12 protein-coding genes are annotated in these 15,188 nt (G+C 72.5%); 7 read left to right on the top strand and 5 right to left on the bottom strand.

Features of this window, described 5'->3' with window-relative positions:
• Positions 1-2,460 carry a SpoIIE family protein phosphatase gene (locus BFF78_RS02850; RefSeq protein ID WP_069776800.1) on the bottom strand — a complete coding sequence of 820 codons (2,460 nt, stop codon included), beginning with the start codon at positions 2,458-2,460 and terminating at the stop codon, positions 1-3.
• 181 nt (positions 2,461-2,641) lie between these two features.
• Here BFF78_RS02850 and BFF78_RS02855 point away from each other — a divergent pair, with 181 nt between their 5' ends.
• A complete protein-coding gene (locus BFF78_RS02855; RefSeq protein WP_069776801.1) occupies positions 2,642-4,696 on the top strand; it encodes a SpoIIE family protein phosphatase in 2,055 nt (684 codons plus the stop codon).
• A gap of 118 nt (positions 4,697-4,814) precedes the next feature.
• The gene (locus BFF78_RS02860) at positions 4,815-6,734 is read left to right on the top strand and encodes a glycoside hydrolase family 5 protein (RefSeq protein WP_069776802.1); all 1,920 of its coding nucleotides are present in this window, start codon (positions 4,815-4,817) and stop codon (positions 6,732-6,734) included.
• On the opposite strand, the gene BFF78_RS02865 is transcribed toward BFF78_RS02860, so the two are convergent.
• Positions 6,711-7,322, bottom strand: a complete 612-nt coding sequence (locus tag BFF78_RS02865) for a TetR/AcrR family transcriptional regulator (RefSeq protein ID WP_069783337.1) — start codon at positions 7,320-7,322, stop codon at positions 6,711-6,713. The genes BFF78_RS02860 and BFF78_RS02865 overlap by 24 nt on opposite strands.
• Positions 7,323-7,450: 128 nt before the next feature.
• Between BFF78_RS02865 and BFF78_RS02870 the strand changes: the two genes are divergently transcribed.
• Positions 7,451-8,242 (top strand): SDR family NAD(P)-dependent oxidoreductase, encoded by a 792-nt coding sequence (locus tag BFF78_RS02870; RefSeq protein ID WP_069776803.1) that lies wholly within the window; start codon positions 7,451-7,453, stop codon positions 8,240-8,242.
• A 44-nt stretch (positions 8,243-8,286) separates the two neighbouring features.
• Here BFF78_RS02870 and BFF78_RS02875 read toward each other — a convergent pair whose 3' ends face one another.
• Entirely contained in the window at positions 8,287-8,853 is a 567-nt protein-coding gene (locus tag BFF78_RS02875) for a dihydrofolate reductase family protein (protein ID WP_069776804.1), read from the bottom strand.
• A 163-nt stretch (positions 8,854-9,016) separates the two neighbouring features.
• A complete protein-coding gene (locus BFF78_RS02880; protein ID WP_069776805.1) occupies positions 9,017-9,865 on the bottom strand; it encodes an alpha/beta fold hydrolase in 849 nt (282 codons plus the stop codon).
• 114 nt (positions 9,866-9,979) lie between these two features.
• On the opposite strand from BFF78_RS02880, the gene BFF78_RS02885 reads away from it, so the two are divergent.
• Positions 9,980-10,579, top strand: a complete 600-nt coding sequence (locus BFF78_RS02885) for a TetR/AcrR family transcriptional regulator (protein WP_227025686.1) — start codon at positions 9,980-9,982, stop codon at positions 10,577-10,579.
• A gap of 13 nt (positions 10,580-10,592) precedes the next feature.
• Here the strand turns inward: BFF78_RS02885 and BFF78_RS02890 are convergent, their stop codons facing one another.
• Positions 10,593-11,219: a DinB family protein gene (locus tag BFF78_RS02890; RefSeq protein ID WP_069783339.1), complete on the bottom strand. Its 627-nt coding sequence runs from the start codon at positions 11,217-11,219 to the stop codon at positions 10,593-10,595.
• Between the two features lie 495 nt (positions 11,220-11,714).
• On the opposite strand from BFF78_RS02890, the gene BFF78_RS02895 reads away from it, so the two are divergent.
• The 3 genes from BFF78_RS02895 (at position 11,715) to efeB (ending at position 15,161) form a co-directional block, all read left to right on the top strand.
• Positions 11,715-12,488 (top strand): polysaccharide deacetylase family protein, encoded by a 774-nt coding sequence (locus BFF78_RS02895; protein WP_069776806.1) that lies wholly within the window; start codon positions 11,715-11,717, stop codon positions 12,486-12,488.
• Positions 12,489-12,633: 145 nt separating this feature from the next.
• Positions 12,634-13,842 carry an EfeM/EfeO family lipoprotein gene (locus BFF78_RS02900; RefSeq protein WP_069776807.1) on the top strand — a complete coding sequence of 403 codons (1,209 nt, stop codon included), beginning with the start codon at positions 12,634-12,636 and terminating at the stop codon, positions 13,840-13,842.
• Positions 13,839-15,161 carry an iron uptake transporter deferrochelatase/peroxidase subunit gene (gene efeB, locus BFF78_RS02905; protein WP_418346611.1) on the top strand — a complete coding sequence of 441 codons (1,323 nt, stop codon included), beginning with the start codon at positions 13,839-13,841 and terminating at the stop codon, positions 15,159-15,161. Before BFF78_RS02900 ends, efeB begins: the two co-directional genes overlap by 4 nt.
• Positions 15,162-15,188 lie beyond the last annotated feature (27 nt).

The raw sequence follows: 15,188 nt of genomic DNA on the forward strand, positions 1-15,188 counted from the left end.
TCAGGGGATCTCCTGCTCGGCCCAGATGACCTTCCCTTCGGCGGTGTACCGGGTGCCCCAGCGCTGGGCGAGCTGGGCCACCAGGAAGAGCCCGCGCCCGCCCTCGTCCGTGCTCCTGGCGTGCCTGAGCCGGGGGGCCGTACTGCTGGCGTCGGAGACCTCGCAGGTGAGACGGGCGTCGCGGAGGAGTCGTAGCCGGATGGGCGGAGTGGCGTAGCGGAGGGCGTTGGTGACGAGTTCGCTGACGACGAGTTCGGTCGTCAGGGCCAGCTCTTCGCCGAGACCCCAGTCCTCGGCCTGGCGGGTGGCTCGGGCGCGCAGGACGCCGACGGCGGCCGGGTCGGGGGGTACGTCCCAGGAGGCGACCCGGTCGGCGCCGAGCGCGTGGGTGCGGGTCAGGAGCAGGGCGACGTCGTCGGGCTGGGGCACGGGCACGAGCTGTCGCACGGCGGAGGCGCACAGCGTGTCGAGGTCCTCGCCGGTGCGGCCGAGGACCTCGCCGAGCCGGGCCATGCCGCGCTCCACGTCGTGGTCGCCGCCCTCGATGAGGCCGTTGGTGTAAAGGCCGAGGAGGCTGTTCTCGGCCAGTTCGATCTCGGTGGCCTCGAAGGCCATTCCGCCCAGGCCGAGCGGGGGTCCGGGGGGAATCTCCGGGAAGCAGGCGTGTCCGTCCGGTGCCACGACGACGGGCGGCGGGTGTCCGGCGCGGGCCATCGCGCACCGCCGGGTGACCGGGTCGTACACGGCGTAGAGGCAGGTCGCGCCGATGACGGTGCTCCGGGCCGCCGGGCCGGCGGCACTCTCCTCGTCGCTCAGCCGGAGCACGAGGTCGTCGAGATGGGCGAGTAGTTCGTCTGGGGGCATCTCCATGGCGGCGAGGGCCTGCACCCCCGTGCGCAGCCGGCCCATGCTCGCCGCCGCGGTGATGCCGTGGCCCACCATGTCGCCGACGACGAGGCCCACCCGTGCGCCGGACAGCGGAATGACGTCGAACCAGTCGCCGCCGACGCCGCCGGAGGGGTCCGCCGGCAGATAGGAGGAGGCCACCTCCAGCGCGGTGCCGCCCGTCAGGGCGGCCGGCAGCAGGCTGCGTTGCAGGGTGACCGCCGCCGTGTGCTCCCTGGTGTAGCGGCGGGCGTTGTCCACGCACACCGCCGCGCGGCCCACGAGTTCCCGGGCCAGCAGGACGTCGTCCGGCCCGAAGGAGACGGGGTTGAGCGACCGGACGAACGTGGTGAGGCCGAGGGCGGTGTTCCGCGCCCGCATCGGCACGGCGATGAGCGAGTGCATGCCGTACTCGCGGATGCGTGCCGCACGTTCGGGCTCCCGGGTGGCCCACAGCTTGTCGGAGGGGTCGAGGACCGGGATGAGCAGCGGTTCGCCGTCGATGATCAGGTGGGCGTCGTGCGGCGGCGGGAGGAAGTCGACCCGCTCGCCGATCTGGACGACGGCCTCGGGAGAGCCCTCGCGCACCGAGCGCAGCGCCGCCCGGCGCATCACCGGCCGGGCGGGCGCCGGCCCCGCGTCGCTCAGCCACGCCCCGTGGCCCTCGGTGCTGAGCACGGGTTCGAGCAGATCGACGATGACGAAGTCCGCGAAGCGGGGGACGGCGAAGTCGGCGAGTTCCTGGGCGGTCCGCATCACGTCGAGGGTCCTGCCGATGCTGGCGGCGGCTTCGTTGACCATGGTCAGCAGCTGGCGGGCGTGCCATCGCTCGGTGACGTCCTGGACCATGTAGCAGACGCCGGTGATGGCGTCGCCGGCGTCGACGAGGGGGAAGAACGAGGCCGTGTAGGCGTGCCGGCGGTGCGGATCGGCCCAGCTCCAGCCCACGTACTCGTAGTCGGTCACCGGCATGCCCGTCGCGAGCACCTTGCGCATCAGCCCTTCCAGGGTCTGCGCCTCCAGCCCGGGCAGCAGCTCGCCCAGGCGCCGCCCGAGCCGTTCGTCGCGGGGGACCCCGCCCAACCGTTCCAGGGTGTCGTTCAGCCAGACGTACCGCAGTTCGGTGTCCATGACGGCCATGCCGACCGGGGCCCGGGTCAGGAATCCGTCCAGGACCGACTGGCCCATGGTCCACCGTTGCCGCTCTTCCCGGGCCGACACGAGGAAGCACTCGGCGCCGCCCATGCGGAACGAGGCCGAGACCCGCAGCTGGATGACGAGGCTGCGGCCGTCCCGGTGCCGTACGGCGATCTGCCCGCTCCAGCCGTTTCCGGCGCGGCACCGCCGCGCGACTCCGGCGAGCCGTGCGGGGTCCCCGCGCACGGCCAGCAGGCGCGCGGCGGAGGTGCCGACGACGTCCGGTGCCGGGTAGCCGAGGAGTGCCTCGGCGCTGCGGGTCCAGGCGACGACGACGCCGTGTTCCGATAGCACCGCAGCCGCGTCGGTGGACGCGTCGAAAAGGTCACCCGGTCTCCCGGGCCTCGGTGCGGCGGAGCGCTCTCGTGCAGGTTCCATCGGTTCCACCCATACACCACTATGAGCCCTTTTATTGGGTTATATACATGAACGCGGCGAGGAGTGATCGCTCCGCCCGGACACGCCGCCGTGCGGTTGGGCCTGGCCGACGCCGGAGGGACCATGGAAGCGCGGTCGTCAGCGCCTGCGTGCTTGTCCGGACGGTGGAGGTGGACCCGGTATGGCAGTGGACTCCTTCGAAGCCGGCCGCGACGAGCCGCCCCGGCCGACCGGGCTGCTGGACATGCTGAGCGTGGCCGCGGTGGCCCTCGACACCCGCGGCCGGATCGTCTTCTGGACCCCGCAGGCCGAGGAGCTCTTCGGCTACTCGTCGGAGGAGGCCCTCGGCAGGCCCGCAGCGCGCCTGCTCATCCACCCGGAGCACCTGCAGGCCGTGGTGAGTCTGTTCACGGAAGTGCTGGAGACCGGCCGGGGCTGGGCCGGCGCCTTTCCGATCCGGCACAAGGACGGCAGCAGTCGGCTGACGGAGTTCCGGACCATGCGCCTGCTGGACGACCTCGGGGACGTCTACGCCCTGGGCATCGCGGCCGACCATACCCTGCTCCAGCGCGTCGAGACCGATCTGGCGCTGTGCGAGCGGCTGATCAACCAGTCCCCGATCGGTCTGGCCCTCCTCGACCCCGAGCTGCGCTATCTCCTGGTGAACCCGGCGCTGGAGCGGATCGACGGCATTCCCGCCGAGGACCACATCGGCCGCGACCTGCGGGAGACCCTGCCCTTCCCGGACGTCGAGACCGTCGCGTCCGCGCTGCGCCAGGTGCTCACCACCGGTACGCCCCTGCTGGACCAGTACCACGTCGGCCGTCCCCCGGCCGATCCCGATCACGAGCACGCCTGGTCGCTGTCCTTCTACCGCCTGGAGGATCCCACCGGGCGGATCCTGGGGGCGGCCGTCTCGGTCGTCGACGTCACCGAGCGGCACCGCGCGGCGGCCGAGGCCGACCGGGCGCGGCGGCGCCTGGCGCTCATCGCAGACGCCTCCGCGCGGGTCGGCACCGCGCTGGACGTGGAGCAGACGGCCCATGAACTGGCCGAGATCGCGGCGCCGGCGATGGCCGACGTGGCCGCCGTGGACGTCCTCGACTCCGCGCTGTCCTGCCGCCGGATACGCAAACCGGACAACGGTCCGGAGCTCTTCCGGGCCCTCGCCCTGAAGGCGGCCCATCCCACGCCCGCGCTGCGCGCCGCAGACCCGCCCGGCGACCTCGCCGCCTATGAGGGCGACCGCCTGGTCACCCTGTGCGTCCACACCGGGCGGCCGGTCCTGGTACGTCACGTCGGGCCGCACGATCTGCCCCGCATCGCCCGGGACGCCGCGGGCGGCGCCCTGCTCGCGGAGGCCGGCGTCCACTCGTATCTCGCCGTGCCGCTGATCGCCCACGGCGAGGTGCTGGGCGTCCTCGACCTCAAGCGGACCCGGCATCCGGCGCCGTTCGACGAGGACGACGTGGTCCTGGCCGCCGAACTCGCCGGCCGGGCCGCCGTGGCCATCGACAACGCCCGCTGGTTCCAGAGCGTGCGCAACACCGCGCTCACCCTGCAGCGCAGTCTGCTGCCCGACCACTCGGCCCACCACACGGGCCTGGAGCTCGCCTCGCGCTACCAGCCCGCGCAGGCCACCAGCGAGGTGGGCGGTGACTGGTACGACGTCATCCCGCTGACCGACGACAAGACCGCCCTGGTGGTGGGCGACGTCATGGGCAACGGCATCGACGCGGCCGCCACCATGGGCCGGCTGCGTACGGCCACCTGCGCCTATGCCGATCTCGACCTCGCGCCGGGCGCGATACTCCAGCACCTGGACAAGATCACCTGCGATCTGGAGCACTACATCGTCACCTGCCTGTACGCGGTGTACGACCCCCGCACCGGCCGGTGCAGCATCGCCAACGCCGGACACATGCCGCCCGCGCTCGCGCGGCCCGGCGCCGCGCCGAGGCTCCTGGAGCTGCCGACCGGGGCGCCGCTCGGCGTCGGCGGTGTCCGGTTCGAGACCACCTCGGTCGCGCTGCTCCCCGGTGATGTGCTGGTCCTGTACACCGACGGCCTGGTGGAGACCCGCCAGCACGCCATCGACGACCGGCTGAACGCCCTGCTGGACCTCCTGGACGAGCCGCACAGACCGCTGGAGGAGACCTGCGACATCCTGCTGTACGGGCTGCGCAACCCCGACGACCACGACGACGTGGCCCTGCTCATCGCCCGGGCCCTGTAGGCCGCGGCGCGCCCCTTCCCTGAACCGTGTCACGTGGTGGACACTCCGCCCACCAGACCCATGTCGTCACCCTGGTCGCCGCGCTCTCCCCCACTCCCTACCGTCAAGGGCTCCCCAGATGCCGATCGCCCCTGCCGCCCTGCGCCTGGCCGTCGCCGTCGCGGGCTTCCTGCTCGCCGCCACCTCGTCCTCCACGGACTCCGCGGCCCCAAAGTCGCACATCCCCACGGCAGTTGACGCCACGGCACCGGCCGCGTGGGCTCCGCCGCTGTCCACGCAGGGCCGCTACATCGTCGACGGCCAGGGCAACCGCTTCCGACTCAAGGGCGCCAACTGGGACGGCGCACAGGGCTCGTGGGCGGGCAGCGGCAGCACCGACGATCCCGCCAACCATCACGCCGGCCAGGACTCCCACGGCATCCCACTCGGCCTGGACCGCGTCCCGATCGGCCAACTGCTCGCCGATTTCCACCAGTTGGGCATCAACACCATCCGGCTGCCGTTCTCCAACGAGATGATCCACACGACGACCCCGGTACCCGACACCGCGGTCACCGCCAATCCTCGACTGCGGGGCAGGACACCGCTGCAGATCTATGACGCCGTGGTCGACGCGCTCAGCGCGAGCGGGTTCGCCGTGATCCTCAACAATCACACCAACACCTCCCGCTGGTGCTGCGGGATCGACGGCAACGAGCGCTGGAACAGCTCGCAGTCGACGCAACAGTGGGCCGACGACTGGGTGTTCATGGCCCGCCGCTATGCCGAAGTCCCCCGGGTCGTGGGAGCGGACCTGTACAACGAGGTACGGCGCGATGTGCTGGACGACCCCAACTGGGGCCTGGGCGACGACCACGACTGGTACGCCGCGGCCCGGCTCGCCGCGGACCGCATCCTCACCGAGGCCGACCCGCGCCTGCTGATCGTCATCGAAGGCATCAACTGGACCGGCATACCCGTGGACGGACTCCCCCACGGCCGCCCCGTGCTGACCCCCGCCCGCACCCTGTCGCACACCCTCGTCGACGCCCACAAGCTCGTCACTTCCGCGCACTTCTACGGCTACACCGGCCCCCACCACAGCGGCGCGACCGGCATCGGCGAGACCCACGATCCCCGCTACCAGGACCTGAGCCGGGACGACCTGTACGCGGCGCTCCAGGACGAGGCGTTCTTCGCCGAGGAGCCGGGCCGGCACTACACCGCACCCGTCTGGGTCAGCGAATTCGGCATCGGCGCGGGCGAGACGAACCCGGCCGCCCGCGCCTGGTTCACGAACATCACCGACTACTTCGCCGACCACGACACCGACTTCGCCTTCTGGCCGCTCGTCGGCTTCGCGGGTCACGACGACTGGGCGCTGCTGCGGTACGACGAGTCGGGGCATCGCTCCGGCATCCTCGACGCGGGCGACTGGCGCGCCGCGGCGTGGCAGCACCTCATGACCGCGCCCAGTGACACCGGTCCGGTGAAGGGCGTTCCCGTCCGGCGGATGCTCGCCATCGACCACGGGGACGCGGTGGAGTCGGTGCGCGTGCGGGCCGCGGGTGACTGGGATCCCGGGGCGTACAAGGCCGCCTGCCCCGACGGGCTGCGGCTCATCGGTCTCGGCCACACCAGCGGCCGGGGGCTGTGCACGGACAGCACCGGCAGCGGCCCGGACGACCTGCGCGCGGCCTCCGCGGGCCAGACGGTCGTCACGGACGAGCGCTATGTCCCTGCCGGCGGCGACTGGGCGTCCGGATACACCAAGTTGCAGTGCCCTGGCGGCAGTTTCCTCATCGGATACAGCGCCCGCGGAGAGCGGGTGTCGGCGGCCCTGTGCGTGCCCGCCCGGAGCCCGCTGGCGGGCGCGGGCCGCACGGTGTGGTTCGACCGGTCCGACAACCGTCCCTCCGACGCCGCCGGCGGCGACTTCGCGTACGGCGACTACAAGGGCCAGTGCGCCGACGACGAATACGCCGACGGCATCGCCTTCACCACCCGGGTGGGCAGCCGGGCCGGGCCGGACGCCCTACTCTGCCGTCGGTTGCCCTGAAGCGGCCGGGAGAGACCGGTCGGCGGCCCCTCGCACCAGCAGCAGGAGGGCGTCGACCAGGTCCTCGGCGGGGCTGCCCGTGGCCAGCCGCCGCAGTTGCAGGCCCATCACCAGGGCGACGGTCGTGGCGGCGAGGTGTTCCGCGTCGGGGACGCCGAGCGCGCCGAGAATCCGGGCGGCGAGCAGGTCGTAGGCCCGGAACGCCTCGGCCGCCGCCTCCCGCAGCCGTTCGTCGCGCCCGGCGTGGAGATACAGCTCGAAGGGCGCGAGATGGGCGCTGTCCAGCGCCGAGCCGCAGGCCACCTGGCCGGCCAGGGACGCCGCGTCCGCCACGTCCAGGCCCTCCGTCTGGCACTGCTCGGCGAGTTCGGTGAAGTGCCGCGCTTCCTCGCGCACGAAGTACAGCAGGCTCTCCCGCAGCAGCTCGTGCTGGGTCTCGAAGTGGTAGGTGACCGAACCGAGGGACACACCCGCCTCCTTGGCGATCCTCCGGTTGGTGACCGCGGCGACTCCGTCCTCGCCGATGATCCGCAGGACGGCGGTGATGATGCGCTGGCGCATCGGGGCGGAGGGGGCAGCGTGCGGCATGACGTGCATTCTTCCATCACCGGTGGCCAGGTCCGCCGGGCATGGGCGCAGGGAGTCGCCCGGTCCTGTGGACAGTGGCGTCCGGGCTCCCTATTGTTCGTTCGAACGAACAGTCATGGGAGGTAGTCGTGCGCATTGCCGGGTCAACCGTTCTGCTCACCGGCGTCACCGGCGGCATCGGCGGCGCCCTCGCCGCCGAACTGTCCGCTCATGGCGCCCGGCTCGTGCTCACCGGCCGCCGGGTGGAGGCGCTGAAACCCCTCGCGGATCGCTACGGCGCCCGGACGATCCCGGCGGATCTGGCCGACCCCGACGACGTGCGGCGGCTGGCCGAGGAGGCCGCCGATACGGACATCCTGATCGCCAACGCGGCCTTGCCCTCCAGCGGCGACGTCCTCGACTACACGCCGGAGCAGATCGACCGGGCCCTCGCGGTGAACCTGCGCGCCCCCGCGATGCTCGCCCGGCTGCTCGCTCCCGGCATGGTGGCCGCCGGACGGGGCCACATCTGCTTCGTCGGGTCGCTGTCCGGCATGGCGGCCACCAAGTCCTCGTCCCTGTACACCGCGACGAAGTTCGGGCTGCGCGGCTTCTCGCTCGCTTTCCGCCAGGATCTGCACGGTACGGGTGTCGGCGTCTCGATCGTCCAGCCGGGTTTCGTCCGGGATCTGGGCATGTTCGCGAAGACCGGCTCGTCGACGCCCGGCGGCGTCCGCACCGTCTCGCCGCAGCAGGTCTGCAAGGGCGTGACGCGGGCGATCGAACGCGATGCCGCCGAGATCAACGTGGCGCCGCCCGAGCTGCGCTTCCTCACCAAGGTCGCGTCGCAGTTCCCGGGGTTCGCGGAGCGGGTGCAGCGGCTGGCGGGGGCGGAGCGGACGGTGAGCGCGATCGTGGCGGCGCAGCGCGAGAGCCGCTGAGGCGCCGCTGCCGGAGCAGTTGCTCCTGCGCTGTCAGTCCGCGCTCAGCGCTGGCTCGCGGGACTGCCCGGCAGCGGGGACCGGCTGCCCTTGCACGAGTAGACGATCTCCACGGCCCCGCCCGGCAGGGCGCGCTCGCTGTGGAAGGTGAGCCCGAGGGACGGGTCGAGCGCGGGAGTCAGCCGCATACCGCCGCCGAACAGCAGCGGCACGACGACCAGCTCCAGCGTGTCGAGGGCGCCGAGGGCGTGGAACGTCTGGATGGTGCGCGGTCCTCCCACGAGGTGGACGTCACCTCCCCGGTTGGCCGCGCGGATCATCTCCAGCAGCCGCGCCGGATCACCGTCGGTGACGACGTGGTCAGGGGTGCCGGCCGGGCGACGGGAAGCGAGCACGAACACATCGAGGTCCGGCCACGGCCACCGGTCGTTGGTCAGCGCGGGCTCGAAGGTGGTACGGCCCATCACCGCCGCCTCGCATCCTTCGAGGACCTCCCGGATGCCGTGGCTCTGGCCGGACACGAAGGCCGGGTCGGCCGTATGCGCGGGCCACCCGGTCGGCGTGGTCACATGACCGTCGACGCTCATACCCACGCGGGCTCGGATCCTCATGTCGTCTCCCGTTCGGTTCGTCCGTGCGAGGCGGGTCTCGCCTCCATCCAAGCGTCGAACGGGACGCGCGCACCTCGACACACCGCCGGGAAGAACTTCCGAGCCCTCGACGACCCGCCCGTACGTCAACTACGCCGTCCGCGTCCCCGGCACCGACCGGAGTTCAGCCCTCTCCGGGCACGGGGTTGTCCTTGACGAACCGGCGGATCTCCTCCGTGAGTGCCGCCGGGTTGTCCAGCTGGACCAGGGTGCGGGCGTCGGGGATCTCCACATAGCGAGCGCTGGGGAGCAGTTCGGCCAGGCGGCGGCCCGTCGCGGGCGGCATCATGCGGTCCTCCGCGCCCCAGGCGACCAGTGCCGGGCGGGTGAAGCCCGGGAGGTTCCGGGATGCTTCCAGGTAGCAGTCCTTCCGGGTCGTACGAAGGAACTTGGCGAAGTCGCGGCGGATGTGACGGCTCGACAGGAGCGGGCCGTACCAGCGGGCGATGAGTTCCGTCGGCAGCCGATGCTTCGCCATTCCGCCGAGCGAGGTCTGCATGCGGGCGAGGAAGGGAAAGCGGAAGGACTGCAGGAGCAGGAAGACGCCGCCGGGGACCCTGGTCGCCGCGTACAGGATCCTGCCCTGGATGCCGGGCGGATAGTTGTCCAGGGCCTCGCAGGAGGTCAGGACGAGCCGGGCGATGCGTTCGTCGCGTACGCCGACCAGGAGTTGGGCCGTGCCGGTGTCGTTCTGGACGAGGGTGACGTCCCGCAGGTCGAGGCGGTCCATGAACTCGGCCAGCAGGCGGGCGATGCCGTGCGCGGAGAGGTCCGCGTCCGGCCGCATGGGGCGCCGGTGGCTGCCGAGGGGCAGGACGGGGACCAGGACGCGGAAGCCGGGACGGAGGGCGGAGACGACGCCGGCCCAGACCGATTCGTCGAAGCCCAGGCCGTGGGCGAGGACCATGACGGGACCGTCGCCGCCGGTGTCCTGGTAGTCGATGGTTCCCGCACTCAGCTCGATCTCCGGCATGCCCGTGCCTCCGACCCCGGTTGGCTGCCACAACTGTCTCTGGATAGATCGTTCTAGTGACAGAATAGGCGCCGATCGCCCTTGGGCAACAGCGGCTTCCCGGAGGTGCCACCCGTGAGCGACGGCAAGGCCATCAGCACGCACGAGACCCGGCAACGCATCGTGAACGCCGGCACCGAGCTGTTCCGGCGTTCGGGCTACACCGGCACCGGGATGAAGCAGATCGCCGAGGTCGCGGCAGCGCCCTTCGGCTCGATCTACCACTTCTTCCCCGGTGGGAAGGCCCAGTTGGGCGAGGAGGTGATCCGCACCTCGGGCGCCGTCTACCTGGGGCTCATCACCACTTTGATGACGCCGTACGAGGACCGGGTGGCGGCCACCGCCGACGCCTTCGCCGCCGCGGCCGGCACCCTCGCCGAGCTGGACTTCGCCGACCCGTGTCCCATCGCGACGGTCGCCATGGAGGTCGCGAGCACCAACGAGACGCTGCGGCAGGCCACTTCGGAGGTCTTCGCGAGCTGGATCGACCACCTCGCCGCCTACTACGCCCAGGGCGGCATCCCCGAGCCCACCGCCCGGGAGACGGCGAGCTCGGTCATCGCCCTGCTGGAGGGTGCCTTCATGCTGGGCCGGGCCGCGCGCAGCACCGAACCGGTACGGGCCGCGGGGACGGCGGCAGCGGCGATCGTACGAGCGGCGCTGGCCGGGCCGTGAGCCGGCGTGGCCGTCAGCTCCGCCGGCTCGCGCGGTAGAGGTCGCGGAGCAGGGCGATCTCGGCTCCGTGGTGCAGTACTTCCTGGTTGACCCACCACACGATGTCCAGGAAGGGTTCCGCGGCGTCGCTGCCGTAGGGGTAGGCGCAGTACCCGACCGTGTCCAGTGCCGTGTCGTCGGCGCTCAGCAGCGCCTGCCGCCAGGCGGCGACACCCGTCCCGAGCGCCGCGATCGCACCGGCGGCATCGCCGCTGACGGGGTGGTTCTCCCGGGTCGCCGAGCGGCTGCCGGCGGTGTGGTCGGCGCGCAGGGACAGCATCTCGGTGAGGTGGCTCAGGCGCCAGGCGAGGGTCGTGACGGGCGGTGGCCAGGGGTGCGGATACGACGCCGCGTCCCTCCCCCACGGGCCTGCCCCTGCCAGGACGGTCGCCCGCGGTCCCGGCCCGTCCACGCGTCGTCTGACCGTCCAGCAGCCGGGCACCGGTTCCCACAGGTACTCGTCGTCGGTCAGCGGCTCGACCTTGGTGTCCGCGCCGTCGCCGCTGTCCATGACGGGCCCGGTCAGCCGGCGCAGCAGGCGCTCGGACGCGAAGTCGAACTGGTCCAGCAGCGGAAGGAGCCGGGGTGGTGCTGTCGTCATCGGACGCTCCTGGGTGGAAGGGGCCGGTCCTGGGTGGAAGGGGCCGGTCCTGGCGAGCCGGCCGGCGCCCCGGAAGGGGCGGAGTTCTGCCGGCCGGCCAGCCTGGCATGACCACCCCCGGCCCCGCGCCCGCTTTTCCGGCGGGCCCGCGCACCGTTCGACACGCCGCGGCTTCTCGAACCCCCGCACATCGCCGGAGATCGCCGAGCCGCCGCCGTCGCCCTGCGTGCCGGTGCTGGAGGATCCCTTCGGCGGCTGGCCGCGGGCCGCGTACCGGTCGGTCGCCGCCACCAGCACCTCCGCCACACCCGGCGCCCGCTATCGGGGTTGCTTGCGTCCCGCACAGCCCCGGTCCTCGTCCAATCTGTCGCGGAAGTGCCCCGGAATTGTCCGTGATCGGTAACAGATGGATCCTGGGCTCAACCCCGGCCGTCCTGACAGGTGCACGGAATACGCGTGCACAACACCACAGGGACGCACGGAACGGGGCGGGGCATGGCGCGGCATGGCGGGCGGGGATGGCACGGCCGGGTGATCGCGGCGGCGGTCGGGGTCACGGCGGTTGCGGCCGCCACGTCGGTATGGACCGCGCAGGCCGGCCAGCCCGGCGGCGGTCCGGCCGCGCCGGGCGTCTCGGCCCGGCCCACCGCGCCGAAGGCGGCACCCGTGTCCGCCGACATCGCCCACGCCTCGGACGGCGGCGCGCACGCGGTCAACATCACCATCGACGACGGCCCGGACCCGGTCTGGACCCCGCAGGTGCTCCAAGTGCTGCGGGAGAACGGTGTGAAGGCGACGTTCTGCATGATCGGCCCGCTGGCCCAGGCGCATCCGGAGCTGGTCCGCCAGGTGGTGGCGGCCGGGCACCGGTTGTGCGACCACACCGTGTCGCACGACACCACGATGGACAAGAAGTCCGAGGCCTACCAGTCGCAGCAGATCGTGCAGGCCGAGCAGCAGATCACCAAGGCGTCCGGCGGTGTCCGGCCGATGTACTACCGGGCCCCGGGCGGCGCCTTCACCCCGTACAGCCGGCACCTGGCGGCCGGGGACGGGATGCGTCCGCTGGGCTGGAACGTGGACTCCAAGGACTTCGAGCGGCCGGGCAGCGCCGCCATCGTCTCCACCGTCAAGCGCGAGCTGACCAACGGCCCGACGATCCTCTTCCACGACGCGGGCGGCGACCGCTCACAGACCGTGGCCGCGCTGCGCACCCTGCTGCCGTGGCTGAAGCAGCAGGGCTACTCCTTCGGTTTCCCGGTGCGCTGAACCGACCGCCGCGGCGGCGGTCGTCCGCCACGTGCCGGTGAACCCCGGGGGAATTCTTGGTCATCCATGCCTGGGGACGTACGTTCGTATCCGGAGGGCCGCCTACCATGAAGCCCCTGCGTACGTCGTCCCGGAAAGGCTCGCCATGCCGTTGCCTCGCCTCGGCACGCGGTCCGTTCGGCTGCGGACGGCCCCCGCCGTGTTCGTCGTCCTCGCCGTGGCCCTCTCGGGCACGATGCTGGCCGTCTCGCTGGGCGGCCAGCGGCACGGCAGGACGGCCGGCGCCCCGTCGGGGCGCATCGTCGTCGACGTGTCGGGGAGCCGCTGCGGCCGCGGCTGGACCCGCCCCGAGCCCGGGGTGCGCACCTTCGACCTGCACAACTCCTCCGACGGCGCCGCCGAGGTCTACCTGGAGGACCCCGGAAGCCAGGTGGTGTACGGCGAGGTGGAGGGCATCGGGCCCGGTACGACACGGCAGTTGACGGTACGGCTCGGCAAGGGGACGTACGCCTTCAAGTGCGTGCCCGACGACGCCGACGCCGTCACCGGGCCCAGCGTGCGCATCACCGGCGGGCAGCGCGGACCGGGCGCCGCACCGGTGTCGGAGCACGATCTGATCCCGCCCTCCCTCGCCTACCAGAAGTGGGTCGGCGGCGGCCTCGACGACGTCGTCCGGCTGACGGTGAAGCTGAAGGACGCGATCGACCGGGGTGACCTCGCGGCCGCCCGGTCGGCCTGGCTGCCGGCGCATCTGCAGTACGAGCGGCTGGGGGCGGCGTACGACGCCTTCGGGGACGCCGACGCGGCGGTCAACGGTACGGACGCCGGGCTGCAAGGCGGGATGCACGACAAGGACTTCGCCGGGTTCCACCGTATCGAGTACGGGCTGTGGCACGGTGAGCCGGCCGACGGGCTGCGCGCCCCGGCGGCGGCGCTGGTGAAGGCGGTGACCGGGCTGCGGGACAGCTGGTCGCAGACCCGGATGGACCCCGCCCAGCTGGGTCTGCGCGCGCACGAGATCCTGGAGAACACCGTGCAGTTCGAGCTGACCGGCCGCACCGACTACGGCAGCGGCAGCAACCTCGCCACCGCCCGCGCCAATCTGGACGGCACCCGCGAGGTGCTGTCCCGGCTCAGGCCCCTGCTGACGACGAGGTACGCCGGTCTGCCGGAGCTCCAGAAGGAGTTGGACCAGGCCCAGCACACCCTCGACGGGTTCCACCGCGGAGGTTCCTGGACCTCGCTGGACCGGCTGACCCGCACCGAGCGGGAGGACGTGAACGCGGTGCTCGGCGACCTGGTGGAACGGCTGGCGTCGGTGGCCACCCTGTGCGACCCCCGGAGGACCGTGTGAGCGACATCGACCGAACCGGGGCAACGGGCGGGCGTGACATGGGCCGGCCCGAGGGACTCGAACGGCCCGCGGGACCGGGCCCGCGCGCCCTCGACCGCCCCGACGGCCTGGCCCGGCGCGGCTTTCTGCGCGGTGCCGCGCTGGCCGGTGCCGGGCTCGCCACGAGCGCCGCCGCGCCCGGTGCCCCGGCATCCGGCGCTGCGGCGGCCCGGTCGGCGGCCGTCGCCCCGTTCCACGGCGTCCACCAGGCCTCGGCGATCGCGGCCCCGCGCCGGACCTGTGTGTTCGCCTCCCTCGACGTGACCGCCGGCAGTCGTGCCGAACTCACCGATCTGCTGCGTACGTTGACAGACCGGGCCCGCTTGCTCACCTCCGGCGGCACGCCGTCCCCGGTGGGCATCACCGGCCCGCCCGCCGACTCGGGCGTCCTCGGCGACCAACTGCCCGCCGGGCAACTGGCCGTGACGGTCGGCGTCGGCGCCTCGCTCTTCGACGACCGGTTCGGGCTCGCCGCGCTCAAACCCCGGCGGCTGACCGCCATGCCCGCCTTCCCGGACGACGACCTCCAGACCGACTGGTGCCACGGCGACCTCAGCCTCCAACTGCACGCCGACGAGCCGGACACCACCCTGCACGCGCTGCGTGACATCGCCCGGCACACCCGTGGCGCCGCACAGGTCCGCTGGCGCCTGGACGGCTTCGCCAGCCCTCCCCGGCCCTCGGGCACGCCGCGCAATCTGATGGGGTTCAAGGACGGCACCGCGAACCCGGACGCAGGCAGCGCCCGCGAGATGGACCGCCTGGTGTGGGTGGGCAAGGGCGCGGGCGAGCCGGACTGGGCGGTCGGCGGCAGCTACCAGGTCGTACGGCTGATCCGGATGCTGGTGGAGTTCTGGGACCGGGTCTCGCTCAGCGAGCAGGAGCGGATGTTCGGCCGCGCCCGCTTCTCCGGCGCACCGCTGGACGGCGACCACGAGCACGACACGCCGAAGTACGCCGACGACCCCAAGGGGGACGTCATCCCGCTGGACGCGCACATACGCCTCGCCAACCCGCGCACACCCGCCACCGCCGACCAGCGCCTGCTGCGCCGCGCCTACAACTACGACCGGGGCATGGACGCCAACGGCAACCTCGACATGGGCCTGCTGTTCTCCTGCTACCAGCAGGATGTGAAGCGGCAGTTCGAGACGGTGCAGCACCGGCTGGCGGGCGAGCCGCTGACGGACTACATCAGCCCGTTCGGCGGCGGTTACTTCTTCGCGCTGCCCGGCGTACGGGACGCCACCGACTGGTACGGGCGCGCCCTGTTCGGCTGAACCTGTCCGGACAACCGGGCGGCCCGA

The sequence above is a fragment of the Streptomyces fodineus genome (assembly GCF_001735805.1).
Classification (GTDB): Bacteria; Actinomycetota; Actinomycetes; order Streptomycetales; family Streptomycetaceae; genus Streptomyces; species Streptomyces fodineus.